Here is a 24,657-nt window from a genome sequence, read left to right on the forward strand (position 1 = left end):
CGTTCTTTTGGGAACGTTGACCGAAACGATATGAACGTATGGGGAAAACCCCCGGTCTGTGTCCTGGCCGGGCGCGGAAATCTCGTTGTCCGCCGCCGTTTCCGCGCCCTACCGTGCCGATGTGCGCGAGAAGCTGAGGGTGGCGGCCTACGCCGTGTGCGTCCGTGACGGACAGATCCTGCTGGCCCGGTCGCCCGCCCCCGACGGCGCCCCGGAGTGGGTCCTGCCCGGCGGCGGCATGGAGCACGGCGAGGACCCGTACGACACGGTCCGCCGCGAGCTCATGGAGGAGACCGGCTACCGCATCGAGGTGACCGGGCTGCTCGGCATCGACTCCTTCCACCGCCGCTTCTCCCGCGAGGGGCTGCGGCGCCCCGCCACCGACCACCACGGCGTGCGGATCATCTACACCGGCGAGGTCGTCGGCGGCGAACTGCGCAACGAGGTGAACGGCTCCACCGATCTGGCCGCCTGGCACGACCTGGACGCGGTACCGGACCTGAGGCACATCCGGCTGATCGACGTGGCCCTCAGGCTGTGGCGGGAGCGGCCGGCCGCGGGACGGTTTGCAGAAGAGCAGTCGTAAGCGCCGGAGACCCTCCCCTACCCCGGCAGATGAACGCGGAGTGGCCGGTCCCCGGCCTGCCGAAATCCGCTCCATGACCGGTCCTCACCTCGCCTGATCCACGTACGGTGATCGGTGCTGCGCGTTGCCGCCGCGTTCACGCGCAGGTCACTCCCGGTGCCAACGATCCAGAGTGAGCGGGAAGTTCGCGGAAGCGATCGCCCGCGACCACTGCCGGACGCGTTCGTACTCGGGGAGATCGCGCCATGTCGCGCATACGCTCTGTCGCCACCTCCGCGGCCCAGAAGGGCCGCGAGGCACTGGAGATCAACCGCCGTTCCGTGCTCGCCGCCGCCGGAGCCGTCTCGCTCTCCGCGGGCGTCGGCTACGCCCTGCGCCCCACCGACAGCCAGGCGGCCCCCGCCGCGACCGAGGAGCAGCAGCCGGTCGCCGAGAGCCGCAAGGCCCCCGCGGCGCCCCTCGCCCCCTACACCAAGGGCACCACCCTCGCCTCCGTCGCCGCACCCCGGAACAGCTCCGGGTACCGCCGCCTCGGCGACGGCGCCGGCTGGAAGCGCGTGCTGCGCTCCGACCTGGCCGCCGCCAAGTCCGGCCGGGAGAACCGCCGTACCGCCCTCGCCGCGTTCGTGCAGTTCACCGACCTGCACCTGATGGACGTCCAGCACCCGCTGCGCCTGGAGTACGTGCGCGTCCACGACCGGCACGCCTGGCGTCCGCACGAGGCGCTCACCGTGCCCGGCGCGATCTCGCTCGTCGAGCGGGTGAACGCGCTGCGCGGCGCCCCGGTCACCGGCTCCCCGCTGCACTTCGTGATGACGACCGGCGACAACACCGACAACAACGCCCACTCCGAACTGGAGTGGTTCATGAAGGTGATGAGCGGCGGCCGGATGAGCCCCAACACCGGGGACCCGAAGCACTACCAGGGCGTGCAGAACAGCGGCCTCAAGCTGTTCTGGCAGCCCGACTCCACCGTCCGCGACGCCGACAAGGCGCTCGGCTTCCCGCACCTCGCGGGCTTTCTCGCCGCCGCGATCCGCGAGGTCCGCAGCCCCGGCCTCAACCTGCCCTGGTACTCCACCGTCGGCAACCACGACGCCCTGCCGCTGGGCTGCTTCGGCGCCCACGCCGACCCCTACCTCGCCGCGGCCGCGATCGGCGGCAAGAAGCTGATGTCGGTGACCGACGCCGACGCGAAGAAGCTCCAGGACTCCATCCGCAAGGCCCAGGACCCGAAGGGCAGCGGCTACCGCGACTTCCTCAAGGCCCACGCCCGGTCCATGCGCTCGGTGACGCCGGACGAGAAGCGCGCCCCGTACACCCCCGCCGACTACCTGAAGGCCCACCTGGACCCGGCCTACCAGGGCCTGGGCCCGGTGGGGCACGGCTACTCCTCCGCCAACGTGGACGCGGGCACCCAGTACTACGCCTTCCGTATCTCCGACGACGTCATCGGCATCAGCCTCGACACGACGGACGCGGGCGGCCACTACGACGGCTCCATCGGCACGGCCCAGCTGAACTGGCTGGACAAGACCCTGACGGAGAACAAGGACTCCTACGCCGTCGTCTTCAGCCACCACACCAGCCAGACGATGACCAACACCCGCCCCGACCCGGCCCACCCGGGCGAGCGCCGTCACACGGGCGCCGAGGTGGTCACCCTCCTCAACCGCCACGCCAATGTGCTGGCCTGGGTGAACGGCCACATCCACCGCAACCTCATCACCCCGCACACCGCCTCGAACGGCCGCTCCTTCTGGGAGATCACCACGGCGTCCCACGTCGACTACCCCCACCTGGCCCGGATCGTCGAGCTGGTGGACAACAAGGACGGCACGATCTCCCTCTTCACGACTCTGATCGAATCGGCCGCCCCGCACCGCACCGACTTCTCCGACCTCTCCCAGACCGGCCTCGCGGCCCTCTACCGCGAACTCGCCTTCAACGCCCCCGGCGCCAGCAAGGCCCTGGCCGGCGACCCGGTGGACCGGAACACGGAACTGGTCCTGAAGAAGGGCTGAGACTCGCTCAACCGGCGTAGGCCGAGGCAACCGCCCCGATCACGGCGAAGTCCCATCTCCCGACCGCGTCAGACGACTCAGTTGGGGGATGGGACATGTCCGTACGTACGACGCTGGTGGCGGCCACCGCACTGGCCCTGTCGGCAGCACTGGCGGCACCGGCACTGGCGGCACCCGCGGCCGGCCACTCGGCCACCCGCAAGGCGGTGGAGGCGGCGGTCGCGGCCGGCGTGACCGGGGTGACGGCGACGGCCCGGGACGCGCACGGCACCTGGTCGACCACGGCAGGGGTGGGCAACACCCGTACCGGCGCCCCGCGTTCCCCGGACGACCGCTTCCGGGTCGGCAGCATCACGAAGACCTTCGTGGCCACCGTGCTCCTCCAACTGGAGGCGGAGGGACGCCTGTCGCTCGACGACACGGTGGACAAGTGGCTGCCGGGCGTGGTGACCGGCAACGGCAACGACGGCCGCCGCATCACCGTCCGCCGGCTCCTCAACCACACCAGCGGCATCTTCAACTACACGGCGGACGACGACTTCGGCCGCACGTACTTCCTCGCGGACGGCTTCTTCAAGCACCGCTACGACACCCTGACGCCGGCCGCACTCGTGGCAATCGCGATGAAGCACAAGCCGGCCTTCGCACCGGGCACGAGCTGGGCGTACTCCAACACGAACTACGTCCTGGCGGGCATGGTCATCAAGGCGGTGACCGGCCGCTCCTACGCCGAGGAGATCACGAACCGCCTGATCAGGCCCCTCCGCCTCACCGGCACGTCCCTCCCCGGCACCCGTACCACCGTCCCCCGGCCGAGCAGCCGCGCCTACTCGAAACTGGCGGCGACGACCACGGGCCCGACGTCACCGCCCTCAACCGTCTCTAGAGACTGAGCGGGAGTGAGTCCTGTTGCCAGGATTCGTGCTCAGCCGAGCGCCCCGGACGGTGTTGGGCGTTCTGGTCGACCGCGTTCGCTCCGCGTCCGGGCGGCACGGATCGTGTCCGTGGTCCGGGGATGCGGGGGCGGTGTCCCTCACGCCCTGGGGTACTCGGTCTGGCCTGGACGGTCCGATGCCCGCATCCATCGCTCTGGTGGGTGCGGGGCGGTGCCGTCCGACGCCTGATCGGGTGCCCCAGGGCGCGCCTTCCGATCGCCACGGCTGCCGCGTCGTGGCGGGTGGTCTTACGCGTAGTGGTGGTGAGGGGTTTCTGCCAGTGCTGGGCGCCCCACCGGGAGGTGTAGGCGGGGTCGACGGCGATGACGGGGATGCCGAGTTCGGCCGCCATGCTGACGAGCCGGGCCCGCAGCCTGGCCACGGGCATGCCAGAGATCAGCTTCCGGAACCACTTCTTGCGGCCGTGTTTCTCCCGGGTCTTCTCCGCGGTGAAGTCGAGGTCCTCGACGGCGATCGCGAGGCCGTGTCGCCGGGCCCAGTGCAGCAGCCGGATCAGGGCATGCCTCACCTGGGCGTCACGGTGACCGGCGGTGCCGGTGAGGTCGTAGCCGAAGCGGAGAGGTGCGCCGACAGGGTTTCCGTGGACGTCCGGGCGCCAGGCGGCCAGGTGGTCGGCGTTGGTGTCCACGCCGACCAGACCTCTCGCGCGGGCCGCCTCCAGCGGGATCGTCCGGACGGTCGGGAGGGTCCAGGAGGCGGTGAGGTACCAGCGGCCCCGGCCCACGTCTTCGTGGATGCGGTAGGCGACGGCCCGGTTGGCGGTGACGCGGTCGGCCCACTGCTCGCCCCGGTGCGCGAACGACACACGGGCAGCCAGGACATAGCGGCCGTGCGGGGCGTTCGCCAGGTGCGCCAGCGGCGCAGGGAGCTTGATCGAGACCTCGCCGTCGGGGGAGACGCGGAGGGTCTCGTTGCCGTACCGCTTGCCGGACTCGCCATCCGCCTGGAGGAAGCGGCGCCCGGCCCGCCACCGCCGACGCCACTCCTCTTCGGTCAACTGCGCCTGTTCCAGGTGATGCCGGCTGTTCAGCAGCTGCTTCCCGCCGCGCACCACGTGTACGACTCCGGTCTGCCAGTCGGCCTGTGCCGCCTGAAGCCGGTCTTCGAGAACGTGCAGGCGGCGGGATTTGGCAAACCACTCCTGTTTGCTGCGGTAGCCGCCGGGCGCGTGCTTGGAGCCCTTCTCGCCCGGGGGCAGGGACAGCCGGTGTGTGATCGTGCGCACGCCTGCCTGAAGGCTGTGGATGTGCGCGAGCCGGCCGCGCCGGGCCAGCGCCCACTGATCATGACTGGCCTTCGTGATACTGCCCGCCCAGCGGGAGGAGGACTCTCCGGTCAGAACCTGCTTGCGCCGCGCCCACTGCTCACCGTCGTGGTCCAGCTCGGCCGCGCACCTGGCCTTCAGATCACGGGAGGCCAGCGACCCGAGATGGTCACCGACCAGGCGCAGCGCCTCCTCGTCCCTGCCGGTCAGGTGTTTGAGCCGCGACCGGATCGCGACCCCGGACGGGCCGGGCACCATGAACGGTGTCGCGACCTCCCGCAGCCCGCCCACCCCTTCACCCCCGGTCCGGTGTCACGCAAATCCGTCACCACCTCCAACGACCACCACCGGTAAAGGTCACGCATTCGACGCAGGAACTCCCGTTCCCCACCTAGAATCCACCCGCGGGTGCCTGGAAAAACTCACTCACGCACGCCAGAACGCGTTCAAGCACTGTCGATCGCCAACTGTTCACAACCCCTCCATCGCCTCCTCCGCGGGCGAGATGATCTCCACCTCCGCCGACCTGACCCGCTTCTACGAGACCCTGCTGCGCGGCAGCCTCCTCCCTCCCCACCAGCTCAAGGAAATGAAGACCACCACCCCCGTCCCCGGCGCCCCCAACACCGCCTACGGCCTCGGCCTGATCGACCACACCCTCTCCTGCGGCCGCCACGTCTGGGGCCACGACGGCGGCATCCACGGCTCCACCTCCACCGCCGCCACCACAGCAGACGGCCGCCACGCCCTGGCCCTGAACTTCAACGCGGACTGGACGGGAGACCCGGAGACGGTGATGGAGGCGGAGTTCTGCGGGGAGTGAGCCCGGCGTCGATCATCCGACGGCCTACACCGGCGTCCGTTCAGCCGACTCGCTTGCCACTCTTTTTGCCGTCGGCTCTGCTGTCGTCGAGTGCGTGGAGGCGCTCGTGGGTCGCGTAAAAGCGCAGGTCAGGAGGATGGGTAGGATGACGGTCGGGTGATGTTGGGAGTGCGGGGTCCGGCGCTCGCCATGTAAACGCAGCCGACTCCGGGCCGAGACATTCCGTTCATCCGAATGAAACGTCTGTACCGCCTCATATCGGCTAACCCGCGGTTCCCGGGGATGGCTCGATATGGTGCAAGGCTGGTGATCGTGTGGGCGCTCGGCTCGGACTTCGTGTGCTCTCGGTCTACGAGGGATTTTTCTCCGGGGGAGCCCGGATCGTGCACAGCGATGTGCTGCTCGGCCTGGTAGAGGGCGGGCAACAGTGGCATCGCGTGCTGAGTGTGCACGGTGAGGTCTACCGGGAAGCCACCACACAACGCATGGAGGACGACGCCTGCTACCGCGCCCTTACGGCCGGTGGTATCGACGTCACCTCCCTCGGCCGTACCGCCGGGCTCGTCGACGGCACCGTCGCCGCCTCGGTCTTCAGCGGGCCCGAACTGGCCGACACGGCCCGGGCCATGGCCGGCGCGGATGTGATCCTGTCGCTGAAGGAGCAGCCGCTGGCGCTGCTCAACCAGGGCGGGCTGCCGCGTCGGCCCGTCGTGGTGTGCCTGCACCGGTCCGACCCGGAGAACCAGGGCCCGGCGCTGGACGAGCTCAAGGCCGCCATCGCGGACGGGACGGTTGTGGCGTGCGTCTGCTGCGCCGAGTCGACGCGGGACGCGTACGAGGCCGCCGGGATCCCCGGTGAGCTGCTGCACGTGATCCCCAACGGGGTCGACCTGCTCCGGTTCCGGCCGGATGCCGCGGTGCGGCTCGCCTTCCGGGAGTCCCTCGGGATTCCCGCCACGGCCCCCGTCGTCGTCTTCGCCGCCCGGTACGCCGGTATGAAGAACGTCCCGCTCTTCCTGCGGGCGGCCAGGGCGTGGCTGGCCCGCGAAGGGGGCGGCCACGTGATCATGTGCGGTGCGGGGATGACCGACGAGAACCCCGCCCTCTGGGCGGACATCGAGGTCGCCTTCGGCGCCGACCGTGCCGCCCTCGGCGACCGTGTGCACCTGCTCGGCGTACGGCACGACATGGAGGCCGTCTACGCCGGATCCGACGTCGTCGCCCTCACCTCCGCCTCGGGCGAGGCGGCGCCGCTCTGCCTCATCGAGGGCATGATGTGCGGCGCCGTACCCGTCACCACGGACGTCGGCGACAGCGCGTCGATCGTCGAGGGGCATGGCTTTGTGACGCCCTTCGATCCGGATGCCATCGCCTTCGCCTGGTCCGCGGCCGTCGCCGAGCGGCAGACCTTCGCACCGGCGCTGGACGCGAGTCGCGAGCGGTTCAGCCGTACGCGGATGATCGCCGCGTATGCCGACCTGCTCGGCCGCGTCGTCGGCGACGTACGCGACGAACTGCGTCCAGGCGTCAGCGGGCAGTAGGAGAGCGGGGCCGACGGGGTTCCAGGAGAGCCGGCACCGGAAGCCGGAGAGTCACCCGGGCAGCGGGTCGTCGCGGAGGACGCCGTAGAGGACGCCGTCGCGCCAGTGGCCGTCCCGGAACACGACGCCGCGCATCACGCCTTCGCGGGTGAACCCCGCCTTTTCCAGGGCGCGTTGCTCTGCAATGTTCTCCAGGTCGGTGTCGGCCTGGATGCGTTGCACCGGCGTGTGGGCGAACAGGTAACGGACGAGGAGAAGTTGCGCGCGTGTACCGACGCCTCGGCCACGCGCCTCCGGTGCCAGTGCGATGCCCATGCTCCAGCAGTACGACGTGGGGCCCGTCCTCAGCTTGTGCCAGGAGACGAAGCCGAGCGGAGCGTCCGCGTCGGAAGTGTCGACGACCAACTGGCCGTCGTCCGGGCCGAGCAGACCGTTCTCCGCGAAACGGCGCCGGAAGCGGTCGGGGTCCCGCCAGCCGAACCACTGGAAGGAACTGGCCGCTTCGGGGTCGAAGAGGAACCGCTCCAGCAGAGGGAGGTCGTCCTCACGGGCGGGGCGCAGTATCACGGAGGCGTCATCGCTCATCCCGGTCACGTTAGCCCCTGGCGACGCGCGGGATTAATGGTTTGACGGCGGTGCCCGGCGTCGCGGATCGTTCCGCGCGATGACAGAGACACGTACGGACACGCCTCCCGCCTGGGATGAGCGCACCCAGTTGACCACGTTCCTCGACTACGTCCGGGACACCGCCCGCGCCAAGTGCGAGGGGGTTTCCGCGGAGGACGCGCGCCGGGCCCCGCTGCCGGGGTCCCCGCTGATGACCATCTCCGGGCTGATCAACCATCTCCGGTGGGTCGAGTACTACTGGTTCCAGGTCGTCTTCCTCGGGGAGGAGGACCAGGGGCCCTGGACCGAGGAGGACCCCGACCGCGAGATGCGGATCGCCGTCGACTTCCCGCTGGAGCAGCTGCTGGCGGAGTACGAGGAGCAGAGCGCCCGGTACCGGGAACTGGTCGCCTCGGCCGGCCTCGACGCGGAGGCCAGGACCCCGATCCGCGACGGCCGGCGTCCCGACCTGCGCTGGATCCTCCTCCATCTGACCGAGGAGACGGCCCGCCACAACGGCCACCTCGACATCATCAGGGAGATCGTCGACGGCCGTACCGGCGTGTGAGCCGGCGGCGGTTCGCACCGGACACCGTCCTGACGGCATGCGGAGGGGCCGTCGGTCCCCCTCCGAACCGGCGGCCCCTCCGCTCCCCTCCTGCTGCCGCGATCCCCCTTATCGGGGCAGCACCACGACATACGCGGCCGGATCGCGGTCGCCGGCCGCCATCAGGGCCGTCCGGACCACCGCCGCCTGCTGCTCCATCGAGTCGCGCAGCTTCTGCGGCGTGATGTGGACGACCGTGATGCCCAGCCGCTCCAAGTGCTCCCGCTTGCGGGCGTATTCGGACCACTGGGCGTCCTCGTCCTGCCGGTGGCCCTGGTGCGGGGCGCGGGTGTCCAGTTCGACGCCGACCGCGTGGTCGGGCCAGTAGGCGTCCAGACCGCCCAGGTGCGGGCCGCCAGGCAGCCGCAGGTCCACGTTCCAGACCGGGTCGGGCAGGCCGTACTCGTGGACCATGCGGTAGAGGCGGTCCTCCGCGAGCGCCCGGCCCTCGGCGACCAGGGAGTCCACCGCGTCCACCACGTGCGGGCGCGAGAGCAGCTTCGCCTGGGTCAACTCCCGTACCACAGCTGCCGGTTCGCAGTGGCGGCCGCGTACCGCCTCGGTCAGCAGCCGCCGTACCGCCGCCGCGTCGGCCAGTTCCGCCACCGCGTCCGCGAGGGCGCGGGGGACCGGGGCCACCGGGAGGCCGGTCACCGGCTCGGGGGCCGGCAGGGCCGAGGTGCGGATCACGCGGACGTAGGAGGTCGAGCGCAGCCGGCGCAGGCGGGGGACCAGGACGTCCACGTGGTCCAGGGACAGGAGCGGCGGGGTGGACGAGAAGCCGTGGAGGGTCAGTGCCGCCAGGCCCGTGATCATCGCCTCCGGGTAGACCGAGCGGTGCGGGGAGTCCGGGGTCGGCTGGGCGGGGACGCCCGGGGTGGACTCGCGGGCCGCGAACAGCAGGGCCCCGTGCAGGCGTTCCTCGCTGGTGGCCGGGCCGGGGTGGAGCAGGATCACGCCCGGCAGGAGCTGCTGCCAGGGGCCACCCGGCCGGCTCTGCTCGGCGATCTCGTTGGCCGAGACGCCGTGGGAGCGGAGCTGGGCCGTCGTCAGCACCCGGCGGTGGACGTGGGAGAGGTGGCGGAGGGGGCGGGGGGAGAGCGGGGTGTTGTGGGTCATGGCCGGGAGATTCCCGTGTCCGGTCCGCCCCGTAACCGGTGTTACGTGTTCGTCGAAGAATACGGACAAGACCGGACTAAAGGACGGGTGTTCGGATGCCGAGTAGGCGGCGAAAACCCCTGGTCCGATCGGGTGCGGACCAGGGGTTACGGTCATGATTGACTGAATTGCGTAACGGTCACCCGGCGGGATACCTCAGGCCAAAGGTCAACCGGTGATTGCCGCCGCGTCGCACTCCTGGCCGCGCAGCGCCCGCGCCAGATCGTCCCGCGCCTCCAGCACCAGCCGACGCAGCGCGGGGGGCGCGTCGGTGTGCGCCGCCAGCCAGGCGTCGGTCGCCTCCAGCGTCTGCGGACTGTCCTGGTACGACGGATACAGACCGCGGACCACATCCATGCCGATCTGGATCGAGCGGTCCTCCCAGACGCGCGCGATCACCTCGAAGTACTTCTCCGCGTACGGGGTCAGCAGGTCCCGCTGGGACGGCTGGGCGAAGCCCGCGATCGTCGCCTCGACCAGCGCGTTGGACAGCGCCTCCGACTCCACGACCTGCGCCCACGCCTGCGCCTTCACGGCCGCCGAGGGGCGGGCGGCCAGGCAGCGCACCTGGTGGCGCTTGCCGGACGCCGTGTCGTCCCGGGCCAGTTCGGCCGCCAGCGCGGACTCGTCGGCCGCGCCGTGGGCCGCCAGGGGTTCCAGGAACGCCCAGCGCAGCTCCTGGTCGACGTCCAGGCCGTCGATCGTCGTCGTGCCCGCCAGCAGCTCCTGGAGCAGCTGGAAGTCGGACCCGTCCGATGCCGTCGACGCGAAGAACCGCGCCCAGGCCAGCTGGTGCTCACTGCCCGGCTCCGCCTGCCGCAGCTCCCGCAGGGCGCCCTCGGAGAGCAGCCGCTCGGCCGTCTCCCGCCACGCCGGTGCCACATAGTGCACCAGCGCCGACTCCGCCCACGCCTGGAGCATCTGCAGCACACCGATGTCCGACTCGCGGCCCGCGAACCGCAGCACCAGGCCGACGAAGTCCCGGGCCGGCAGCAGCGCGTCCCGGGTCAGGTTCCACAGCGCCGACCAGCACAGGGCCCGGGCCAGCGGATCGGTCAGGGCGCCCAGGTGGTCCCGGAGGGTCGCCAGCGACGTGTCGTCGAAGCGGATCTTGCAGTAGGTGAGGTCGTCGTCGTTGACCAGGACCAGTTCCGGCGCCTCGGCCCCGGCCAGCTCCGCGATCACCGTGCGCGGGCCGTCGACGTCCGCCTCCACGCGCGCGTACCGCTCCAGCGCGCCGTCGGCCGTACGGCCGTAGAGGCCGATCGCGACCCGGTGCGGGCGCAGCTCGGGGTGCGACTCAGCCGCCTCCTGCACCACCGCCAGCTCGGCGATCCGGCCGTCCGCGGCCAGCAGCACCTGCGGGGTCAGCGAGTTCACCCCGGCCGTCTGCAGCCACTTCCGCGCCCATGCGCTCATGTCCCGGCCACTGGTCTCCGCGAGTACCGACAGCAGGTCACCGAGCCGGGTGTTGCCGTACGCGTTGCGCTTGAAGTAGCGGCGGGCACCCTCCAGGAACGCGTCCTGGCCCACGTACGCCACGAGCTGCTTCAGCACGCTCGCGCCCTTCGCGTACGTGATGCCGTCGAAGTTGAGCTTGGCGTCCTGCAGGTCGCGGATGTCGGCCGTGATCGGGTGCGTGGACGGCAGCTGGTCGGCGCGGTACGCCCACGCCTTGCGCCGGTTGGCGAAGGTGGTCCAGGCGTTCTCGAAGCGGGTCGCGCCGACGTTCGCGAACGTGCCCATGAAGTCCGCGAAGGACTCCTTCAGCCACAGGTCGTCCCACCACACCATGGTGACCAGGTCGCCGAACCACATGTGCGCCATCTCGTGCAGGATGACGTTGGCCCGCGCCTCGTACGACGCCTGTGTCACCTTGCCGCGGAAGATGTACTCCTCGCGGAAGGTCACCAGACCCGGGTTCTCCATCGCGCCGAGGTTGTACTCGGGCACGAACGCCTGGTCGTACTTCCCGAACGGGTACGGGTAGTCGAAGTGCTCGTGGAAGAAGTCCAGGCCCTGCTTGGTGACCAGGAAGACGTCGTCGGCGTCGAAGTAGGGGGCCAGGCCCTTGCGGCACATCGCGCCGAGGGGGATGTCGAGCGTCGTCCCGTCGGGGAACGTCCGGGAGTAGGAGTCCGTCACATAGTGGTACGGCCCCGCCACCACGCAGGTGATGTACGTCGAGATCGGCTTCGTCTCCGCGAACCGCCAGACACCGTCGGTCTGCTCACCGGCGCCGTTGCTCCACACCGTCCAGCCCTCCGGCGCCCGCACCTCGAAGCGGAACGGCGCCTTGAGGTCCGGCTGCTCGAAGTTGGCGAACACCCGGCGGGAGTCGGCGGGCTCGTACTGCGTGTAGAGGTAGACCTCGCCGTCCTCGGGGTCGACGAAGCGGTGCAGGCCCTCGCCGGTGCGGGAGTAGGCGCACTGCGCGTCCACCACCAGCTCGTTCTCCGCGGCCAGGTCCTCCAGGGCGATCCGGGTGCCGTCGAAGACCTCGCCCGGGTCCAGATCCTTGCCGTTGAGGGTGACGGCGGTCACGCCCGGTGCGATCAGGTCGGCGAAGCTCGACGCGCCCGGCTCGCTGCACCGGAAGCGGATCGTGGTGACCGAACGGAAGGTCCGCGGCCCGCCCTCGCCCTCGCCGACGGCGGACCGCACGTCCAGCGACACGTCGTAGCCGTCGACCGACAGCAGGGCGGCCCGCTCCCGGGCCTCGTCGCGGGACAGATTCTCACCGGGCACGGGCGGCACTCCCTTGTCGTCGATACGCGTCGTTGTCGGTACGCCGGAACAGCACCGATCCTCCCATGTGCACCTGACAGCGGGTAGCGGGAATGGGGTGGCCGGTGCCGGTGTTGCCGCAGGAAAACGGCCGTATTACCGAGGAGAACCATGTCCGAGACCGTGACCGGCTCCGGCAAGACCCCCGTCGACTTCTGGTTCGACCCGCTGTGCCCCTGGGCCTGGATGACCTCCCGGTGGGTCCTGGAAGTGGAGAAGGTCCGGGACATCGAGGTCCGCTGGCACATCATGAGCCTGGGCGTGCTCAACGAGAACCGGCTCGACGAGCTCCCCGAGGAGTACCGCGAGCTGCTGGAGACCAAGGCGTGGAAGCCGATCCGCGTGGTCACCGCGGCCTGGCAGAAGCACGGCGCGGACGTCCTCGGCCCGCTCTACACCGCGCTCGGCACCCGCATCCACAACAACGGCGAGGGTCCGACCCTGGAGGCCATCGCCGGCGCGCTCGCCGACGTCGGCCTGCCGGCCGACCTGATCGACTACGCCGAGCAGACCGACTTCGAGTTCGACGCCGAGCTGCGCGCCTCCCACAAGGAGGGCATCGACAAGGTCGGCCAGGACGTCGGCACCCCGGTCATCGCGGTGCCCGGCGCCGACGGCGAGCAGATCGCCTTCTTCGGCCCGGTCGTCACTCCCGCCCCCAAGGGCGAGGATGCGGCCCGACTGTGGGACGGCACCCTCGCGGTCGCCTCCGTCCCCGGCTTCTACGAGATCAAGCGGACCCGTACCAAGGGTCCCGACTTCAGCAACCTGTGACCGTGCCGGTCAGCTGAAGGAGACGGGCAGGGAGAAGCCGTCCGACCGGTTGAAGCGGGGCTGCACCCACAGGCACTGGCCCAGCGAGGTCTTGCCCTCGCACCGCCAGAAGCCGTGCGCGCCCTTCTTCTCGTAGACCGACGCGATGTGCTTCTCCTCCTCCGCGGTGACCCGGCGGAACGGATGCAGCTTCTCGCCGGGGCAGTTGGGGCAGTGCAGCATGTCGGACACGCGAGCCTCCCGGATCGGTCCGGCGAAACGGCCGGAACCGGGAGCATAGGTGCGCCGCCCTTTCTCGCATGAGCCCGGAATCCGCCCTGCCGGGGCGGATTCCGGACGCCGTCGGATGACCGTCACTTCCGCAGGCCGGCGGTGCCGTCTCGATCCGCGGCCGGGCTGAACCGGGGCATCCTCGCCCAGGGCTGGGGCCTGCTGAGGCGACGCACCGAGCAGAAGGCGCCGGGCCGGGTCGAGGACGTTCCCGCACCCACGTGGCCATTACAGCTGCCCTGTCCGACGGCCGGAAGCTGAACTGTCCGCAGCTCACGGTCAAGGAGCGCGCGCCGATCCGCAAGCATCAGCGGCGCGCCGCCCGCGCCCCGAAGGGCAGTGAGGCCAAGGCCGCCGGGCATGCGAAGGTCGCCCGGTTGAAGGCGCGCGAGGTGAACCGGCCGCGGGCGTTGCTGGCTGCGGCGAAGTCCTTCAGGGCCTGCTGCCGCACGTCCGCGTTCCCCGCGGCCAGCCACTCGTTCACCTGTCGGGCTTCGGTGAGCCGGCGGCACTGCTCCGTAAAGGCCGGGGCGGACCTGCGACCGGGCCGCCAGTGCGCGTGCTGCTCCGCCGCCAGGTTCCACACGTACCGGGCGTGCGCGCAGTGCAGCAGCATCTGCTGCTCCTGCGCGGGCGTCGGGTACATCCGGAAACGTGACATGGCTACGAACCTGGCCACCACGTTCTCCTGTCGCGGATGTCTTCGATCGACATCACCCGCGCGAGTGACCCACACGCCCTGCCTTCCAGGGCACCCCCGACCACAAGTCCCCCTGCCCCGCTCCGCGGGAGGCCGCATTCACCCCGGCCCTGAAAGACCGGGCACCCTGCGCGAAAGACAGGGAAGGCCCGAGAGAGAGCCTGCGCCTGTGCGGCTCATGGAGTCACCACCCGAGCTACGGGCGGTAGTCAATGCACGAGATGGGCAAAAACGCCCACGGTGGGGGCGGCCTCTCCGCTCGGAGGGAGAAGCCGCCCACTGTCCGGACGCGTCCGGTGCGCGCAGTGACTACGCCGCTACGGGGGTGTAGTGCGAGGCGTCACCCTGGATCGAGTAGCTCTCCTTGCCCTCGATGCCGACCGGGATGTCACCGGCGAGGGTCACCCGGTGCAGCCGGCGCGGTCGGCCGTCGTAGTTGTCGATGGCGTAGTGCTGGGTGATCCGGTTGTCGAAGACGACCAGCTGGTTCTCGGACCAGCGGTGACGCAGGATGTTCTCCGGGCGGGCGACGTACGCCTGGAGCAGGTCGAGGATCCGGCGGGACTCGGACGGCGAGAGGCCGACGATGCGCTGCGCGAACCCGCCGATGTACAGGCCGCGTTCACCGGTCAGCGGGTGCACGCGGACGACCGGGTGGACCGTGCGGTACTTGATCGACGTGAACTGGGCGCGCTGGGCGGCCTGCTGCTCGTCGATCTCCTCGTCGGGGACGGCGTAGTCGTAGTCGTTGGTGTGCTCCGCCCACAGGGTGTCCGCCAACTGGCGCAGCGGCTCGGGCAGTTGACGGTAGGCGGCGGCCGAGCTGGCGATCAGGGTCTCGCCGCCGTACGGCGGGACCGTGATCGAGCGCAGGGTGGTGGCCTGGGGCGGGTTGAGGACGAAGGTCACGTCGGTGTGCCAGTGGTTGGCGGCCCGGCCGCGCTCGCTGTCCACCGGGAGGACGTTCGGGACGCCGTCGACCGAGGAGACCGTCGGGTGCGCGGTGGTGACCTCGCCGAAGGTGCGGACGAACGCCTGGTGGGTGTCGTCGTCGAGGTTCACGTCGTCGAAGACGAGCGCCTTGTGCGTGTTGAGGGCCTCGCGGACGGCGGCAGCCGTCTCCGTGTCGAGGGGGCGGGAGATGTCGACGCCCAAGACCCGGGCGCCGATGTTCGCGGTGATCTTGCTGATCTGGAGGGACATGGCGTTTCCTTTCAGGCGAACACAGGGCTGGCGGTGTACTGGTTGGCGGGGCGCGGGAGGCCGTAGCGCTCCCGCAGGGTCCGGCGCGGGCCGTACTCCTCGCGCAGCAGGCCGCGGGCGCGCAGGATCGGTACGACGTGGTCGACGAAGGTCTCCAGACCGGAGGGCAGCACGGGCGGCATGATGTTGAAGCCGTCGGCGGCGCCCTGGGTGAACCAGGTCTCGATCGCGTCGGCGACCTGGTCGGGTGTCCCGGCGAAGGTCAGATGGCCGCGGCCGCCGCCGAGCCGCCCGATCAGCTGCCGTACGGTCAGCCGCTCGCGGCGGGCCAGCTCGACGACCAGCGTGTAACGGCTCTTGGCACCCTCGATGGCGTCCTCGGACGGCAGCTCGGCGGGCAGCTCCCGGTCCAACTCCAGGGTTCCCTCGGGGAGATGGAGGAGCCGTTCCAGGTTGGCCACGCCGTGCCGGTGCACGATGTGGTCCTCCAGGAGCTGTTCGTGCGCCCGCGCCTCGGCCTCCGTCGAGCCGATCACCGGGACGATGCCGGGCAGCACCTTGATGTGGTCGGGATCGCGGCCGGCCGCGACCGTACGCGCCTTGAGGTCGGCGTAGAAGGAACGCGCGTCCTCGATGGTCTGCTGCGCGGTGAACACCGCCTCCGCGTACCGTGCCGCGAACGCCTTGCCGTCCTCGCTGGACCCCGCCTGCACCAGCAACGGGTAACCCTGCGGGGAACGGGGCACGTTGAGCGCGCCCTCGACACTGAAGTACGGCCCCTGGTGCCGGGGCGGGTGGATCTTCGCGTCGTCGCCCCAGACCCCGGAGGCCTTGTCGGCGACGATCGCGTCGTCCTCCCAGCTGTCCCAGAGCTTCAGCGCCACGTCGAGGAACTCGGCGGCCCGCGCGTACCGCTCGGCGTGGGCGGGCTCCTCGGTGATCCCGAAGTTGCGGGCCGCCTCCGCGCCCGCCGTGGTGACGATGTTCCAGCCGGCCCGGCCGCCGCTGATGATGTCGAGCGAGGCGAACTTACGGGCCAGGTTGTAGGGGGAGTTGTAGGAGGTGGAGGCGGTGGCGATCAGCCCGATGTGCTCGGTGGCCGTCGCCAGCGCGGTGAGCAGGGTGAGCGGCTCCAGGGCCCCGGCGGGCCGCTGGGCGACGCTGCCCCACAGATGAGGGCCGTCGGCGAGGAAGAGCGAGTCGAAGGTGCCACGCTCGGCGGTCCGGGCCAGCCGGACGTAGTGCGCGAGATCGACATGCGCGTGCGGGTCGCTCTCCGGGAGACGCCAGGACGCCTCGTGGTGACCGGTGTTCATGAGGAAGGCGTTGAGGTGGAGCTTGCGGGTCATGCGGGGGTCCTTTGCTTGACGACGCCGGCGGGGAAAATCAGCCCGTCTGGGGGTCCCCCTCTGGGGGAGTTTGAGGACGAGGCCGTTCAGGCCGAAGCGGGGGTCCGGGGGCGGCAGCCCCGGGACGGCCACCGCGACCGACGGTCACGCGACGTCCTCCGTGACGCCCAGCGCCGCCAGCAGCCGGCTTCGGTACCCGCCGCGCGGGTGCTCGTGGTCGATGGTCAGGTCGAGGCCGACCCGGCCCTTCTCCAGGACCAGGACGCGGTCGGCGAGGACGATCGCCTCGTCGACGTCGTGGGTGACGAGCAGGACCGACGGGCGGTGCCGTTTCCACAGCTCGCGCAGCAGGTGGTGCATCTTGATGCGGGTGAGCGCGTCCAGCGCGCCGAACGGCTCGTCGGCGAGCAGCAGTTCGGGCTCGCGGACCAGGGAGCGGGCCAGCGCGGCCCGCTGCGCCTCGCCGCCGGACAGCTCGCCCGGCCAGGCCCGCTCCCGGCCGCCGAGGCCGACCTCTTCGAGCGCGGCCCGGCCCCGGTCGTACGCGTCCTTGCCGTCCAGGCCCAGCACCACGTTGTCCAGCACCCGGCGCCAGGGCAGCAGCCGGGAGTCCTGGAAGACCACCGACACCCGCTCAGGAGCGGTGAGCTGCCCGCTGCCGGCGACGCCGTGGTCGAGTCCCGCGACCGCCCGCAGCAGCGTGCTCTTGCCGGAGCCGCTGTGCCCCAGCAATGCGGTGAACTGCCCGGCCGGCACATCGAGGTCGATGCCGTCGAGGACCGTACGGTCACCGAACGACCGGGTCAGTCCCCGGAGTCGGACGGCGGGGCGGGTCAGCTGCTCAGTGTGCGGCGCCATGACAGCACCCTCCGTTCGATGACGCGGACCACGGTGTCGGAGACGAGACCGAAGACGCCGTAGATCAGCAGACCGACGAGGATGATGTCGCTGCGCCCGTAGTTCTGGGCCTGGAACATCATGTAGCCGAGGCCGCTGGTGGCGTTGATCTGCTCCAGGACGACCAGGCCCAGCCACGACCCGGTGACGCCCAGCCGGAGTCCCACGAAGAATCCGGGCAGCGCGCCGGGGATCACGATCTGCCGGATGAACTGGAGCCTCGACAGGCCCAGTACCTCAGCGAGTTCGACGTACCGGCTGTCGATGGCGGCCAGCGCGGCGTGGGTGTTGAGGTAGATCGGGATGTAGACGACGATCGCGATGATGGCGATCTTGAAGGTCTCGCCGATGCCCAGCCAGAGGATGAACAGCGGGATCAGGCCGAGGGTGGGTATCGCCCGGTTGATCTGCACGGTCCCGTCGATCAGGGCCTCGCCGGTCCGGGTGAGCCCGGAGGCCAGGGCCAGCAGGACCCCGGCGGTCAGTCCGATCGCGAAGCCGTACCCGGCCCGCTCCACGGAGGTCAGGATGTCGGTGCGCAGCGTCCCGGCGGTCCACAGGCGGACGGCGGTGTCCAGGACGGTCCAGGGCGCCGGGATCGCGTTCGGGTCGAGCTGTCCGGCGGCGGAGGCGATCGCCCAGGCGGCCAGGAAGACCAGGGGACCGGCCAGCCGGGCGGCGGGCAGCCGCCTGCCGGGGGAGAGGCGGCGACGCGGGCGGACCCGGTGGCTCTCCTCGGCGGCGACCGGCGCGGTGCCGGTGGTCGCGGTGGTCACGGCGGTCATTTGCGGTACTCCTCGGGTACGGACTTCGCGGCGATGCCCTCGAAGCGGTGGTCGAAGAGCGAGGTGACGTCGGTCTTCTTCACGAAGCCGCCCTCCGCCAGCAGATCGGCGGTCTCCTGCTCCCACTTGATCGCCTCGTCCCAGCTCGGCGGGAACAGCGGCTTGTTGGCGAGCTTGGTGATGCCCTGGGCCTGGGCGAGGGTCAGGTTCTGGGTCTTGACGTAGAACTCCTCGTTCCAGGTGTCCGGGTTCTCCCACTGCCAGACCAGGCCCCTGGCCCACTGCGGGATGTACGCGGCGATCGCGGCCGCCTTCGCCGGGTCGTTGAGGACCGCCTGCGGTGCCCACAGCAGGTTGAGCAGGTCGACCACGTCGGTGGTGATGGTGCGGGCGCCCTTCGAGCCGTACTGCTGGAGGTAGGCCGGCACCTGGGTGTTGGCCAGCGGCGCCACGTCCACCTGGCCGGACTGCAGGGCGGTGAGGAACTGGTTGCTGGTCAGCTGCACCAGCTTCACGTCGTCGTAGGCGAGCCCGGCCTTCTTCAACGCCCGGAGCAGGACGACCCCTTGGGCCTGCCCCTGGGAGAAGGCGAGCTTCTTGCCCTTGAAATCGGCGACCGTGTGGATGTCGCTGCCGGGCTTGGTGGCGAACAGGTAGTTCGGCTTACGGGTGATGTCGATCGCCACGATCTTCGCCGCGAAACCCTGGAACTGCGCCTGGATCGGCGGAATTCCCGCGTTGTTCGCGAGGTCCAGGGACTTGGCGCGGAAGGCGTTGATGACATCGGGACCGGCTCCGATGTTCAGCCAGCTCGACACCGTGAAAGGCAACGTGGGCAGCTTCGCCAGTTTGAACTGCAGCTGCTGCTGGCCCAGATAGGAGGCGATCTTCAGGCTGGTGCCGGACGGGACCTTGGCGGCCAGCGGAGCGGTGGAGGCGCCCGCGGTGTCGGCGGCGGCGCTGCCGCCTGCGCAGCCGCTCAGCCCGGCCACGGCCGCCGAGGCGCCGAGCAGTGAGGTGAGGAAGAGCCGGCGGTCGATGCCGGAAGGGTACGCAGAAGGCATGGGAGGGCTCCCGGGAGTGAAGCAGCGGAAAGGCAGAGCGAATTACCGGCGACGGAGGGCCGGAAAGAGAGGTCTCACAGAGGGAGATCTCATGCACGGCATGCGGATGCAGACACAGATGCGGATGCGGAGCATGCGGAGAAACGCGCGCCTTGGGCGCGCCAAGACGTCAGCAACAAAGAGTGCGACAGGTCATGAGAAAGATGTTCCTTGTCGTGCGCGACGACTGTCAATATTCCGAGTTTCTGAATTAAATAAGCTCTGGTGACGCGCTCAACGGGTCCCGGTACAGCACGTCCAGGGCCACCGAACCGCCCGCCACCGCCAGCACGGAGGCTCCGAAACTGGTGGGCAGCACGGGCGCCCGCTCCGGCCCGACCGCCTCCCGCAGTGCGGCGAGACAGTCCTCGCGGTGCAGCACGCCCACCTCGGTGACGACCACGCTCTCCGGGTTGAGGACGTCGAGCAGCAGCCCGGCCGCCCGCCCGGTCATACGCGCCCGTTCCACCAGCAGCCGTACGGCCACCGGGTCACCGGCCCGCGCTGCCGCGAGGACGTCCATCGGGTTGGACCCCTCGACGGCCCCGGCCGCCCGGGCCCGCCGTACCAGCGTCCGTTCGCTCAGCTCCGCCTGGAGGCAGCCCGTACGACCGCAGCCACAGGGCTCGGTGCCGCCCGGCACCGGGAGATGGGCGATCGTGCCCGCCTGGGAGCGCGGCCCGTGGTGCACCTCGTCGCCGGTGGCGAAGGCCGCGTCGACCACGTTCCCGACGAACAGATGCAGCACGCTCCGGCTGCCCCGGGCCCGTCCGAACAGCCGCTCCCCGTTGACCAGCGCCCGCGCGTGCCCGTCCACATGGACCGGCAGCCCGGTGTGCGCGCCGAGCAGTTCCCGCACCGGTACCTCCCGCCAGCCCAGCAGCGGGTGCTCCACGACGGTCCCGGAGTCCCGGTCCACCCAGCCGCCGACGGCGACCCCGATGCCCAGCGGACGGCTGCCCGGCACCTCGGCGAGCAGCGCGGCCAGCCCGGCGGCGGCCCGCGCCAGCACGGCGAGCGGATCGACGGCGCCCGAGTGCTTCAACTCCCGCCGCAGCACCACCCGTCCACGCAGATCGAGCAGCGCGACCGTGGTGTACGGCACGGCCACATGCACCCCGCCGACCACGAACCGCGAGTCGTCGAGATCGACGGGAACGTGCGGCCGGCCCACGCCCTTCAGCCGGCGCGGCGCCTCCGCCTCCCGGATCAGACCGAGTTCGGTGAACCGGGCGCAGTAGTCGGTGACCGATGCCGGGGACAGCCCGGTCAGCCGGGCGATGGTGGAGCGGGCCACCGGCCCGTGCTCCAGGACCGAGCGCAGGACCACACTGGCGCTGGTCCGCCGCCGGTCGGTGGGGGGAGGGGTGGTGAGCGGGGGTGCCGCGGTACGGGGCATGGGAAACCGTCCTCGGGAACGGGGCCGACACGTCTCGTCTCGGAGATCGAGGCGCGCCCGGACCGGCTCCCGCCGTCCCGCCGCGCGGCCTCAGGCTGTACGGCGACAGGTGGCAGCCCCTTGCCGTCGCAGGTCGACATAGCGACGCGACGTGAGGTTCAGGGACTGGGCTGCCATGTCCGAAAGCGTAGGCCAGGAACCTTGAATCCCACCAGACCGCTAGGGTTCGGTTGGCGGAACTCCACAGAGCTGTTCAACGCCGTTGACGTGAGCGAAACATCTCTGCCTCAGTGATCGGCATCACCCTGTACCGCGTGTAACCCACATCCTTTGTGGGGAGCCCACCAAGCGTCACTTCCGGCCTTTGTCGACCGCTGACGTGTTCGGCTCAGATGGGCCCGGGATAGCGTCACGATGTCCCTTCTTGTCCGCCCACCCTCACCCTCGCGGAGTCCCCATGAGCACCGCCACCGCGTCCGCCCGTCCCGGCACCGTCCTCGCCGACCTCCTGCCCGCGTCCCGGGTACGCGATGCCGCACTCGTGCTGGGCGGCGCCGCGCTCACCGGCCTCGCCGCCCAGATCGCCGTACCGGTGCCCGGCTCCCCGGTCCCGGTGACCGGCCAGACCTTCGCGGCCCTGCTCGTCGGCACCAGCCTGGGCGCCCGCCGCGGTGTCGCCTCGCTCGCCCTGTACGCACTGGCGGGCCTGATGGGCGTGCCGTGGTTCGCGAGCGGCACCTCCGGCCTCTCCGTCTCCTTCGGCTACATCCTCGGCATGATTCTCGCCTCCGCCGCCGTCGGCGCCCTGGCCCGGCGCGGCGCCGACCGGGGCGCGCTGCGCATGGCGGGCACGATGGTGCTCGGCGAGGCGATCATCTACGCGATCGGCGTGCCGTACCTCGCCTACACCGCCCACCTGTCGGCGTCCGCGGCGATCGCCGCCGGCCTCACCCCCTTCCTCATCGGCGACGCGCTGAAGGCGGCCCTGGCGATGGGCGCGACGCCCACGGCGTGGAAGCTGGTCGGCAAGCGCTGACGCGACGGCGGCATACATCCGCGAAGCGGGCCCGAGGCGCAGAACGCGCCTCGGGCCCGCTTCGCATGCACGGGCGCCCGTCAGTCCGTCCGCCGCTGCGACCACCACACGCCCGCCGCCCCGGCCGCGATCAGCGCCGCACCGGCCGCGCCCAGCGGCAGCACGTCACTTCCCGCCCCGGTCTTCGGCAACTGGTCGCCGCCCGGCCCCACCGGCTTGTTGTCGGTGCCGAGCAGCAGCGGCGTGGCCGGGGCGTTCGGCGACGGGTTCGTCGTACCGAACGGCACCGGGCCCTGCTGCCAGAAGGTCTTCTTCCCGTCCGCGCTCTGCACCGGCAGACAGATCTTCCCGGTCCTGCCCAGATCGAACGTGGCGTCGACCGCGTACGACTTCGACCTGCCCGCGCCGAGCGCACCGACGGGACAACTGAAGGCGCTGTTCGAACCGGCCGGCAGATCCTTCTTCGCGACGGCGTCGCAGCCCTGGACGCCATTGACCTTCAGGCCGTCGAAACCGACCACCAAAAGCCTGATGTCGCCGCTGTCCTTCGTCCCCTCGTTCTTGACGGTGGCGGTGATCGCCGTTTTCTGTGAACTGTTGTCGACCGAGATCTTCTCGGGCAACGTGGTCGTCAGCTTCACACCCGCCGGTGCCTGGTCGACCGCCTTTCCCCCCTTGTCGCTTCCCGGTCCCTGGTCATCGGCGGCGGCCGTGAACGGCAGGATCATCACGGCCGAGAAAGATGCCGTGACCAGCGATCCCGTGACGACGGCCAGTCGCCGGGCCATACGACGAGAACTCATGTTCGTCCCCCTTGCAACCCCCTGGACCGCGCCTGAATTCGCGGTCACTTGAAGAGGTACCACAAGATTTCTCCGCACTATGCTGGTACGGCCGTAAGTGTGACCATTGCGTGTCGGCAGAGGCGGTCGTTGAGGGGGTGCGGCGAATTGCCGGAGAATTCAGGGAGTTCAGGGAATCCAGGGAATTCAGAGGGGCCGGGGAATTCGGAGAGCACGGGGCGCGGTGGTGCCCCGGGGCTGCTGGTGACGGGTCGCTACCGGCTGGCCGAGAGTATCGGGCAGGGGGGAATGGGCCGGGTGTGGCGGGCCGCCGACGAGACACTCGACCGGCAGGTCGCCGTCAAGGAGATGCGGATCGACGGCCTCGACGCCGAGGACACCCGCACCCGCCGGGAACGCACCCTGCGCGAGGCCAGGGCCACCGCCCGAATCGACCACCCCAACGTGGTGCGGGTCTACGACGTCGTCGACGAGGGCGAACGCCTGTGGATCGTCATGGAGCTGGTCAACGGCCGTTCCCTGGAACGCATCATGGCCGAGGAGGGCGCGCTCGGCCCGCGTGAGGCGGCCCGGATCGGCCTCGGCCTGGTCGCGGCGCTGAGCCAGGTGCACGCCGGGGGAGTGCTGCACCGTGACATCAAACCCGGGAACGTCCTGGTCGAGAACGTCGGCGCCAGGGTCGTCCTCACCGACTTCGGCATCGCGGCCATCCAGGACGCCAAGGCGCTCACCATGGTCGGGATGCTGGTCGGCTCCCCCGACTACATGGCACCCGAGCGGATCGCCGGCCGCCCGCAGGGCCCGCCGTCCGACGTCTGGTCGCTCGGCGCGACCCTGTGCGCGGCCCTCGGCGGCCGCTCCCCCTTCACCCGCGACACCACCCTGGCCACCCTGCACGCGGTCCTCTACGAGGAGCCCGAACTCCCGTCCGCGGCAGGCCCGTTGCGCGACCTGCTGGCAGCGCTCCTGGAGAAGGAACCGACGGTCAGGCCGGACCTGGCGGAGGTGGAACAGGCGCTGCGCCCGGTGGCGTACCCGACGCAGACACCCACGGAGACGTATCCGGCGCCGCTTCCGGTACCGGTTCCCGCAGAACGCCCGACACCGGCGTACGTGGACCTCACGAAGCTGCGCCTGCCGGCGCCGGAGGACGAACGCCCGCGGCCGCTCAGCGCGTCGACGGAGGCGGCCTCGGAACGCTCGGAGGTACGTTCCGAAACCCCGTCGGGCAATTCCGCAGACCCCGCACTGCAGCGCCCCGCCAGGGGCGCGGGGCTGCATCCTTCAGCGGCTCCGCCGCCATGGGGGTCCCCCCGCTCGAGCGAAGCCGAGAGTGGGGGAGCGACCCGCCACAACGCACCCGCAACGACCCACCACCGCAAGGCCCCCCGACGCACGACTCTCCTCGCCGTACTGGGAGCAGCGGCCGTCGCGACCGCCATCGCCGTCCTCCTCGCCACAACGGACGGAGGCGACAGCGCCACAGCGAGCGGCACCCCCTCAGCCGCTAAGCCCACTTCGTCGGCGCCCACGGTCGAGGGCACCACCCGCCCCCGCACTCTCCCGCCCGGCACCCACGAGGAGGCCGGCGGCTTCGCCTGGGCGCCGCCCACCGGCTGGCGAAGGGACGTGAAGACCGGCGCCGAGGTCCACTACACCTCCCCCGACGGCCGCCAGGAACTCGTCGCCAAGTCCTCCCTCGCCCGCGGCAGCCTCCTGGACACCTGGACGGCCTCCGAGCGCAGCGCCCACCAGGGCCAGGACTACGCCAAGATCAAGCTCGCCGGGACGACCTTCCGCGGCTACCCGGCGGTGGTCTGGGAGTACACCTTCACCCTCAAGGGCACCCCCTGGCACGCACGGCTGCTGGGCTTCGACGCCGACGGGAAGTCGTACCAGATCAACACCTGGTACCAGCCGGCGATCGAAGTCCAGGCCGTGCGGACGTACGAACAGGTGAAGGAGGGCTTCACCCTGCTGTGAGCG

21 protein-coding genes and 1 pseudogene are annotated in these 24,657 nt (G+C 70.7%); 9 read left to right on the top strand and 13 right to left on the bottom strand.

The window, feature by feature from the left end; genetic code table 11:
* Positions 1 to 121: 121 nt before the first annotated feature.
* The 3 genes and pseudogenes from EDD90_RS35495 to EDD90_RS35505 all read left to right on the top strand — a co-directional run.
* On the top strand, positions 122 to 586 hold the full coding sequence (locus EDD90_RS35495; protein WP_260328328.1) for an NUDIX hydrolase: 465 nt from the start codon (positions 122 to 124) through the stop codon (positions 584 to 586).
* Positions 587 to 831: 245 nt separating this feature from the next.
* Positions 832 to 2,610, top strand: coding sequence for a TIGR03767 family metallophosphoesterase (locus EDD90_RS35500; protein WP_123976957.1), 1,779 nt, complete (start codon positions 832 to 834; stop codon positions 2,608 to 2,610).
* Positions 2,611 to 2,705: 95 nt separating this feature from the next.
* Positions 2,706 to 3,473: pseudogene (locus EDD90_RS35505) on the top strand (serine hydrolase domain-containing protein); the annotation flags it as partial.
* Positions 3,474 to 3,492: 19 nt separating this feature from the next.
* Here EDD90_RS35505 and EDD90_RS35510 read toward each other — a convergent pair.
* Positions 3,493 to 5,121, bottom strand: a complete 1,629-nt coding sequence (locus tag EDD90_RS35510; RefSeq protein WP_123976959.1) for an IS200/IS605 family accessory protein TnpB-related protein — start codon at positions 5,119 to 5,121, stop codon at positions 3,493 to 3,495.
* Between EDD90_RS35510 and EDD90_RS57780 the strand changes: the two genes are divergently transcribed.
* On the top strand, positions 5,087 to 5,653 hold the full coding sequence (locus tag EDD90_RS57780; protein WP_260328329.1) for a serine hydrolase: 567 nt from the start codon (positions 5,087 to 5,089) through the stop codon (positions 5,651 to 5,653). The two genes, EDD90_RS35510 and EDD90_RS57780, sit on opposite strands and share 35 nt — an antisense overlap.
* 338 nt (positions 5,654 to 5,991) lie before the next feature.
* Entirely contained in the window at positions 5,992 to 7,194 is a 1,203-nt protein-coding gene (locus tag EDD90_RS35520) for a glycosyltransferase (RefSeq protein WP_123981999.1), read from the top strand.
* A gap of 51 nt (positions 7,195 to 7,245) precedes the next feature.
* Here EDD90_RS35520 and EDD90_RS35525 read toward each other — a convergent pair whose 3' ends face one another.
* The gene (locus tag EDD90_RS35525) at positions 7,246 to 7,779 is read right to left on the bottom strand and encodes a GNAT family N-acetyltransferase (RefSeq protein WP_123976960.1); all 534 of its coding nucleotides are present in this window, start codon (positions 7,777 to 7,779) and stop codon (positions 7,246 to 7,248) included.
* A 79-nt stretch (positions 7,780 to 7,858) separates the two neighbouring features.
* Here EDD90_RS35525 and EDD90_RS35530 point away from each other — a divergent pair, with 79 nt between their 5' ends.
* On the top strand, positions 7,859 to 8,368 hold the full coding sequence (locus EDD90_RS35530; RefSeq protein ID WP_123976961.1) for a DinB family protein: 510 nt from the start codon (positions 7,859 to 7,861) through the stop codon (positions 8,366 to 8,368).
* 108 nt (positions 8,369 to 8,476) lie between these two features.
* On the opposite strand, the gene EDD90_RS35535 is transcribed toward EDD90_RS35530, so the two are convergent.
* Together EDD90_RS35535 and pepN are read right to left on the bottom strand one after the other, a co-directional pair.
* The gene (locus EDD90_RS35535; RefSeq protein ID WP_123976962.1) at positions 8,477 to 9,526 is read right to left on the bottom strand and encodes a hypothetical protein; all 1,050 of its coding nucleotides are present in this window, start codon (positions 9,524 to 9,526) and stop codon (positions 8,477 to 8,479) included.
* Between the two features lie 207 nt (positions 9,527 to 9,733).
* Positions 9,734 to 12,313: an aminopeptidase N gene (gene pepN / locus EDD90_RS35540; RefSeq protein ID WP_123976963.1), complete on the bottom strand. Its 2,580-nt coding sequence runs from the start codon at positions 12,311 to 12,313 to the stop codon at positions 9,734 to 9,736.
* Between the two features lie 150 nt (positions 12,314 to 12,463).
* Between pepN and EDD90_RS35545 the strand changes: the two genes are divergently transcribed.
* Positions 12,464 to 13,126 (top strand): DsbA family protein, encoded by a 663-nt coding sequence (locus EDD90_RS35545; RefSeq protein WP_123976964.1) that lies wholly within the window; start codon positions 12,464 to 12,466, stop codon positions 13,124 to 13,126.
* A gap of 9 nt (positions 13,127 to 13,135) precedes the next feature.
* Here EDD90_RS35545 and EDD90_RS35550 read toward each other — a convergent pair whose 3' ends face one another.
* The 8 genes from EDD90_RS35550 to EDD90_RS35590 form a co-directional block, all read right to left on the bottom strand.
* On the bottom strand, positions 13,136 to 13,357 hold the full coding sequence (locus EDD90_RS35550; protein ID WP_123976965.1) for a hypothetical protein: 222 nt from the start codon (positions 13,355 to 13,357) through the stop codon (positions 13,136 to 13,138).
* Positions 13,358 to 13,703: 346 nt separating this feature from the next.
* Positions 13,704 to 14,057: a helix-turn-helix domain-containing protein gene (locus tag EDD90_RS35560; RefSeq protein ID WP_260328330.1), complete on the bottom strand. Its 354-nt coding sequence runs from the start codon at positions 14,055 to 14,057 to the stop codon at positions 13,704 to 13,706.
* A 348-nt stretch (positions 14,058 to 14,405) separates the two neighbouring features.
* Positions 14,406 to 15,299 (bottom strand): TauD/TfdA family dioxygenase, encoded by an 894-nt coding sequence (locus tag EDD90_RS35565; protein WP_123976966.1) that lies wholly within the window; start codon positions 15,297 to 15,299, stop codon positions 14,406 to 14,408.
* 11 nt (positions 15,300 to 15,310) lie between these two features.
* Complete coding sequence (locus tag EDD90_RS35570; RefSeq protein WP_123976967.1) at positions 15,311 to 16,648, bottom strand: LLM class flavin-dependent oxidoreductase; 1,338 nt, start codon at positions 16,646 to 16,648, stop codon at positions 15,311 to 15,313.
* Positions 16,649 to 16,792: 144 nt separating this feature from the next.
* On the bottom strand, positions 16,793 to 17,506 hold the full coding sequence (locus EDD90_RS35575) for an ABC transporter ATP-binding protein (RefSeq protein ID WP_123976968.1): 714 nt from the start codon (positions 17,504 to 17,506) through the stop codon (positions 16,793 to 16,795).
* A complete protein-coding gene (locus tag EDD90_RS35580) occupies positions 17,482 to 18,330 on the bottom strand; it encodes an ABC transporter permease (protein ID WP_123976969.1) in 849 nt (282 codons plus the stop codon). The genes EDD90_RS35575 and EDD90_RS35580 overlap by 25 nt, the downstream gene beginning before the upstream one ends.
* Positions 18,327 to 19,394: an ABC transporter substrate-binding protein gene (locus EDD90_RS35585; RefSeq protein ID WP_123976970.1), complete on the bottom strand. Its 1,068-nt coding sequence runs from the start codon at positions 19,392 to 19,394 to the stop codon at positions 18,327 to 18,329. Before EDD90_RS35585 ends, EDD90_RS35580 begins: the two co-directional genes overlap by 4 nt.
* A gap of 250 nt (positions 19,395 to 19,644) precedes the next feature.
* Positions 19,645 to 20,832, bottom strand: a complete 1,188-nt coding sequence (locus EDD90_RS35590) for an ROK family protein (protein ID WP_123976971.1) — start codon at positions 20,830 to 20,832, stop codon at positions 19,645 to 19,647.
* A gap of 457 nt (positions 20,833 to 21,289) precedes the next feature.
* Between EDD90_RS35590 and EDD90_RS35595 the strand changes: the two genes are divergently transcribed.
* Positions 21,290 to 21,868: a biotin transporter BioY gene (locus EDD90_RS35595; RefSeq protein WP_123976972.1), complete on the top strand. Its 579-nt coding sequence runs from the start codon at positions 21,290 to 21,292 to the stop codon at positions 21,866 to 21,868.
* 80 nt (positions 21,869 to 21,948) lie between these two features.
* Here EDD90_RS35595 and EDD90_RS35600 read toward each other — a convergent pair whose 3' ends face one another.
* Positions 21,949 to 22,596 (bottom strand): LPXTG cell wall anchor domain-containing protein, encoded by a 648-nt coding sequence (locus EDD90_RS35600; RefSeq protein WP_123982000.1) that lies wholly within the window; start codon positions 22,594 to 22,596, stop codon positions 21,949 to 21,951.
* Between the two features lie 363 nt (positions 22,597 to 22,959).
* Between EDD90_RS35600 and EDD90_RS35605 the strand changes: the two genes are divergently transcribed.
* Positions 22,960 to 24,654, top strand: coding sequence for a protein kinase domain-containing protein (locus EDD90_RS35605; protein WP_398928680.1), 1,695 nt, complete (start codon positions 22,960 to 22,962; stop codon positions 24,652 to 24,654).
* The last annotated feature ends 3 nt before the right edge of the window (positions 24,655 to 24,657 follow it).

This window comes from Streptomyces sp. Ag109_O5-1 (assembly GCF_003814875.1).
Classification (GTDB): domain Bacteria; phylum Actinomycetota; class Actinomycetes; order Streptomycetales; family Streptomycetaceae; genus Streptomyces; species Streptomyces sasae.

Coding starts and splice junctions, on each gene's coding strand:
- EDD90_RS35500 (WP_123976957.1), top strand. CDS start 832: ATGTCGCGCATACGCTCTGTCGCCACCTCCGCGGCCCAGAAGGGCCGC.
- EDD90_RS57780 (WP_260328329.1), top strand. CDS start 5,087: ATGAACGGTGTCGCGACCTCCCGCAGCCCGCCCACCCCTTCACCCCCG.
- EDD90_RS35525 (WP_123976960.1), bottom strand. CDS start 7,779: ATGAGCGATGACGCCTCCGTGATACTGCGCCCCGCCCGTGAGGACGAC.
- EDD90_RS35530 (WP_123976961.1), top strand. CDS start 7,859: ATGACAGAGACACGTACGGACACGCCTCCCGCCTGGGATGAGCGCACC.
- EDD90_RS35535 (WP_123976962.1), bottom strand. CDS start 9,526: ATGACCCACAACACCCCGCTCTCCCCCCGCCCCCTCCGCCACCTCTCC.
- EDD90_RS35545 (WP_123976964.1), top strand. CDS start 12,464: ATGTCCGAGACCGTGACCGGCTCCGGCAAGACCCCCGTCGACTTCTGG.
- EDD90_RS35560 (WP_260328330.1), bottom strand. CDS start 14,057: ATGTCACGTTTCCGGATGTACCCGACGCCCGCGCAGGAGCAGCAGATG.
- EDD90_RS35565 (WP_123976966.1), bottom strand. CDS start 15,299: ATGTCCCTCCAGATCAGCAAGATCACCGCGAACATCGGCGCCCGGGTC.
- EDD90_RS35570 (WP_123976967.1), bottom strand. CDS start 16,648: ATGACCCGCAAGCTCCACCTCAACGCCTTCCTCATGAACACCGGTCAC.
- EDD90_RS35575 (WP_123976968.1), bottom strand. CDS start 17,506: ATGGCGCCGCACACTGAGCAGCTGACCCGCCCCGCCGTCCGACTCCGG.
- EDD90_RS35580 (WP_123976969.1), bottom strand. CDS start 18,330: ATGACCGCCGTGACCACCGCGACCACCGGCACCGCGCCGGTCGCCGCC.
- EDD90_RS35585 (WP_123976970.1), bottom strand. CDS start 19,394: ATGCCTTCTGCGTACCCTTCCGGCATCGACCGCCGGCTCTTCCTCACC.
- EDD90_RS35590 (WP_123976971.1), bottom strand. CDS start 20,832: ATGCCCCGTACCGCGGCACCCCCGCTCACCACCCCTCCCCCCACCGAC.
- EDD90_RS35595 (WP_123976972.1), top strand. CDS start 21,290: ATGAGCACCGCCACCGCGTCCGCCCGTCCCGGCACCGTCCTCGCCGAC.
- EDD90_RS35600 (WP_123982000.1), bottom strand. CDS start 22,596: ATGATCCTGCCGTTCACGGCCGCCGCCGATGACCAGGGACCGGGAAGC.
- EDD90_RS35605 (WP_398928680.1), top strand. CDS start 22,960: ATGGGCCGGGTGTGGCGGGCCGCCGACGAGACACTCGACCGGCAGGTC.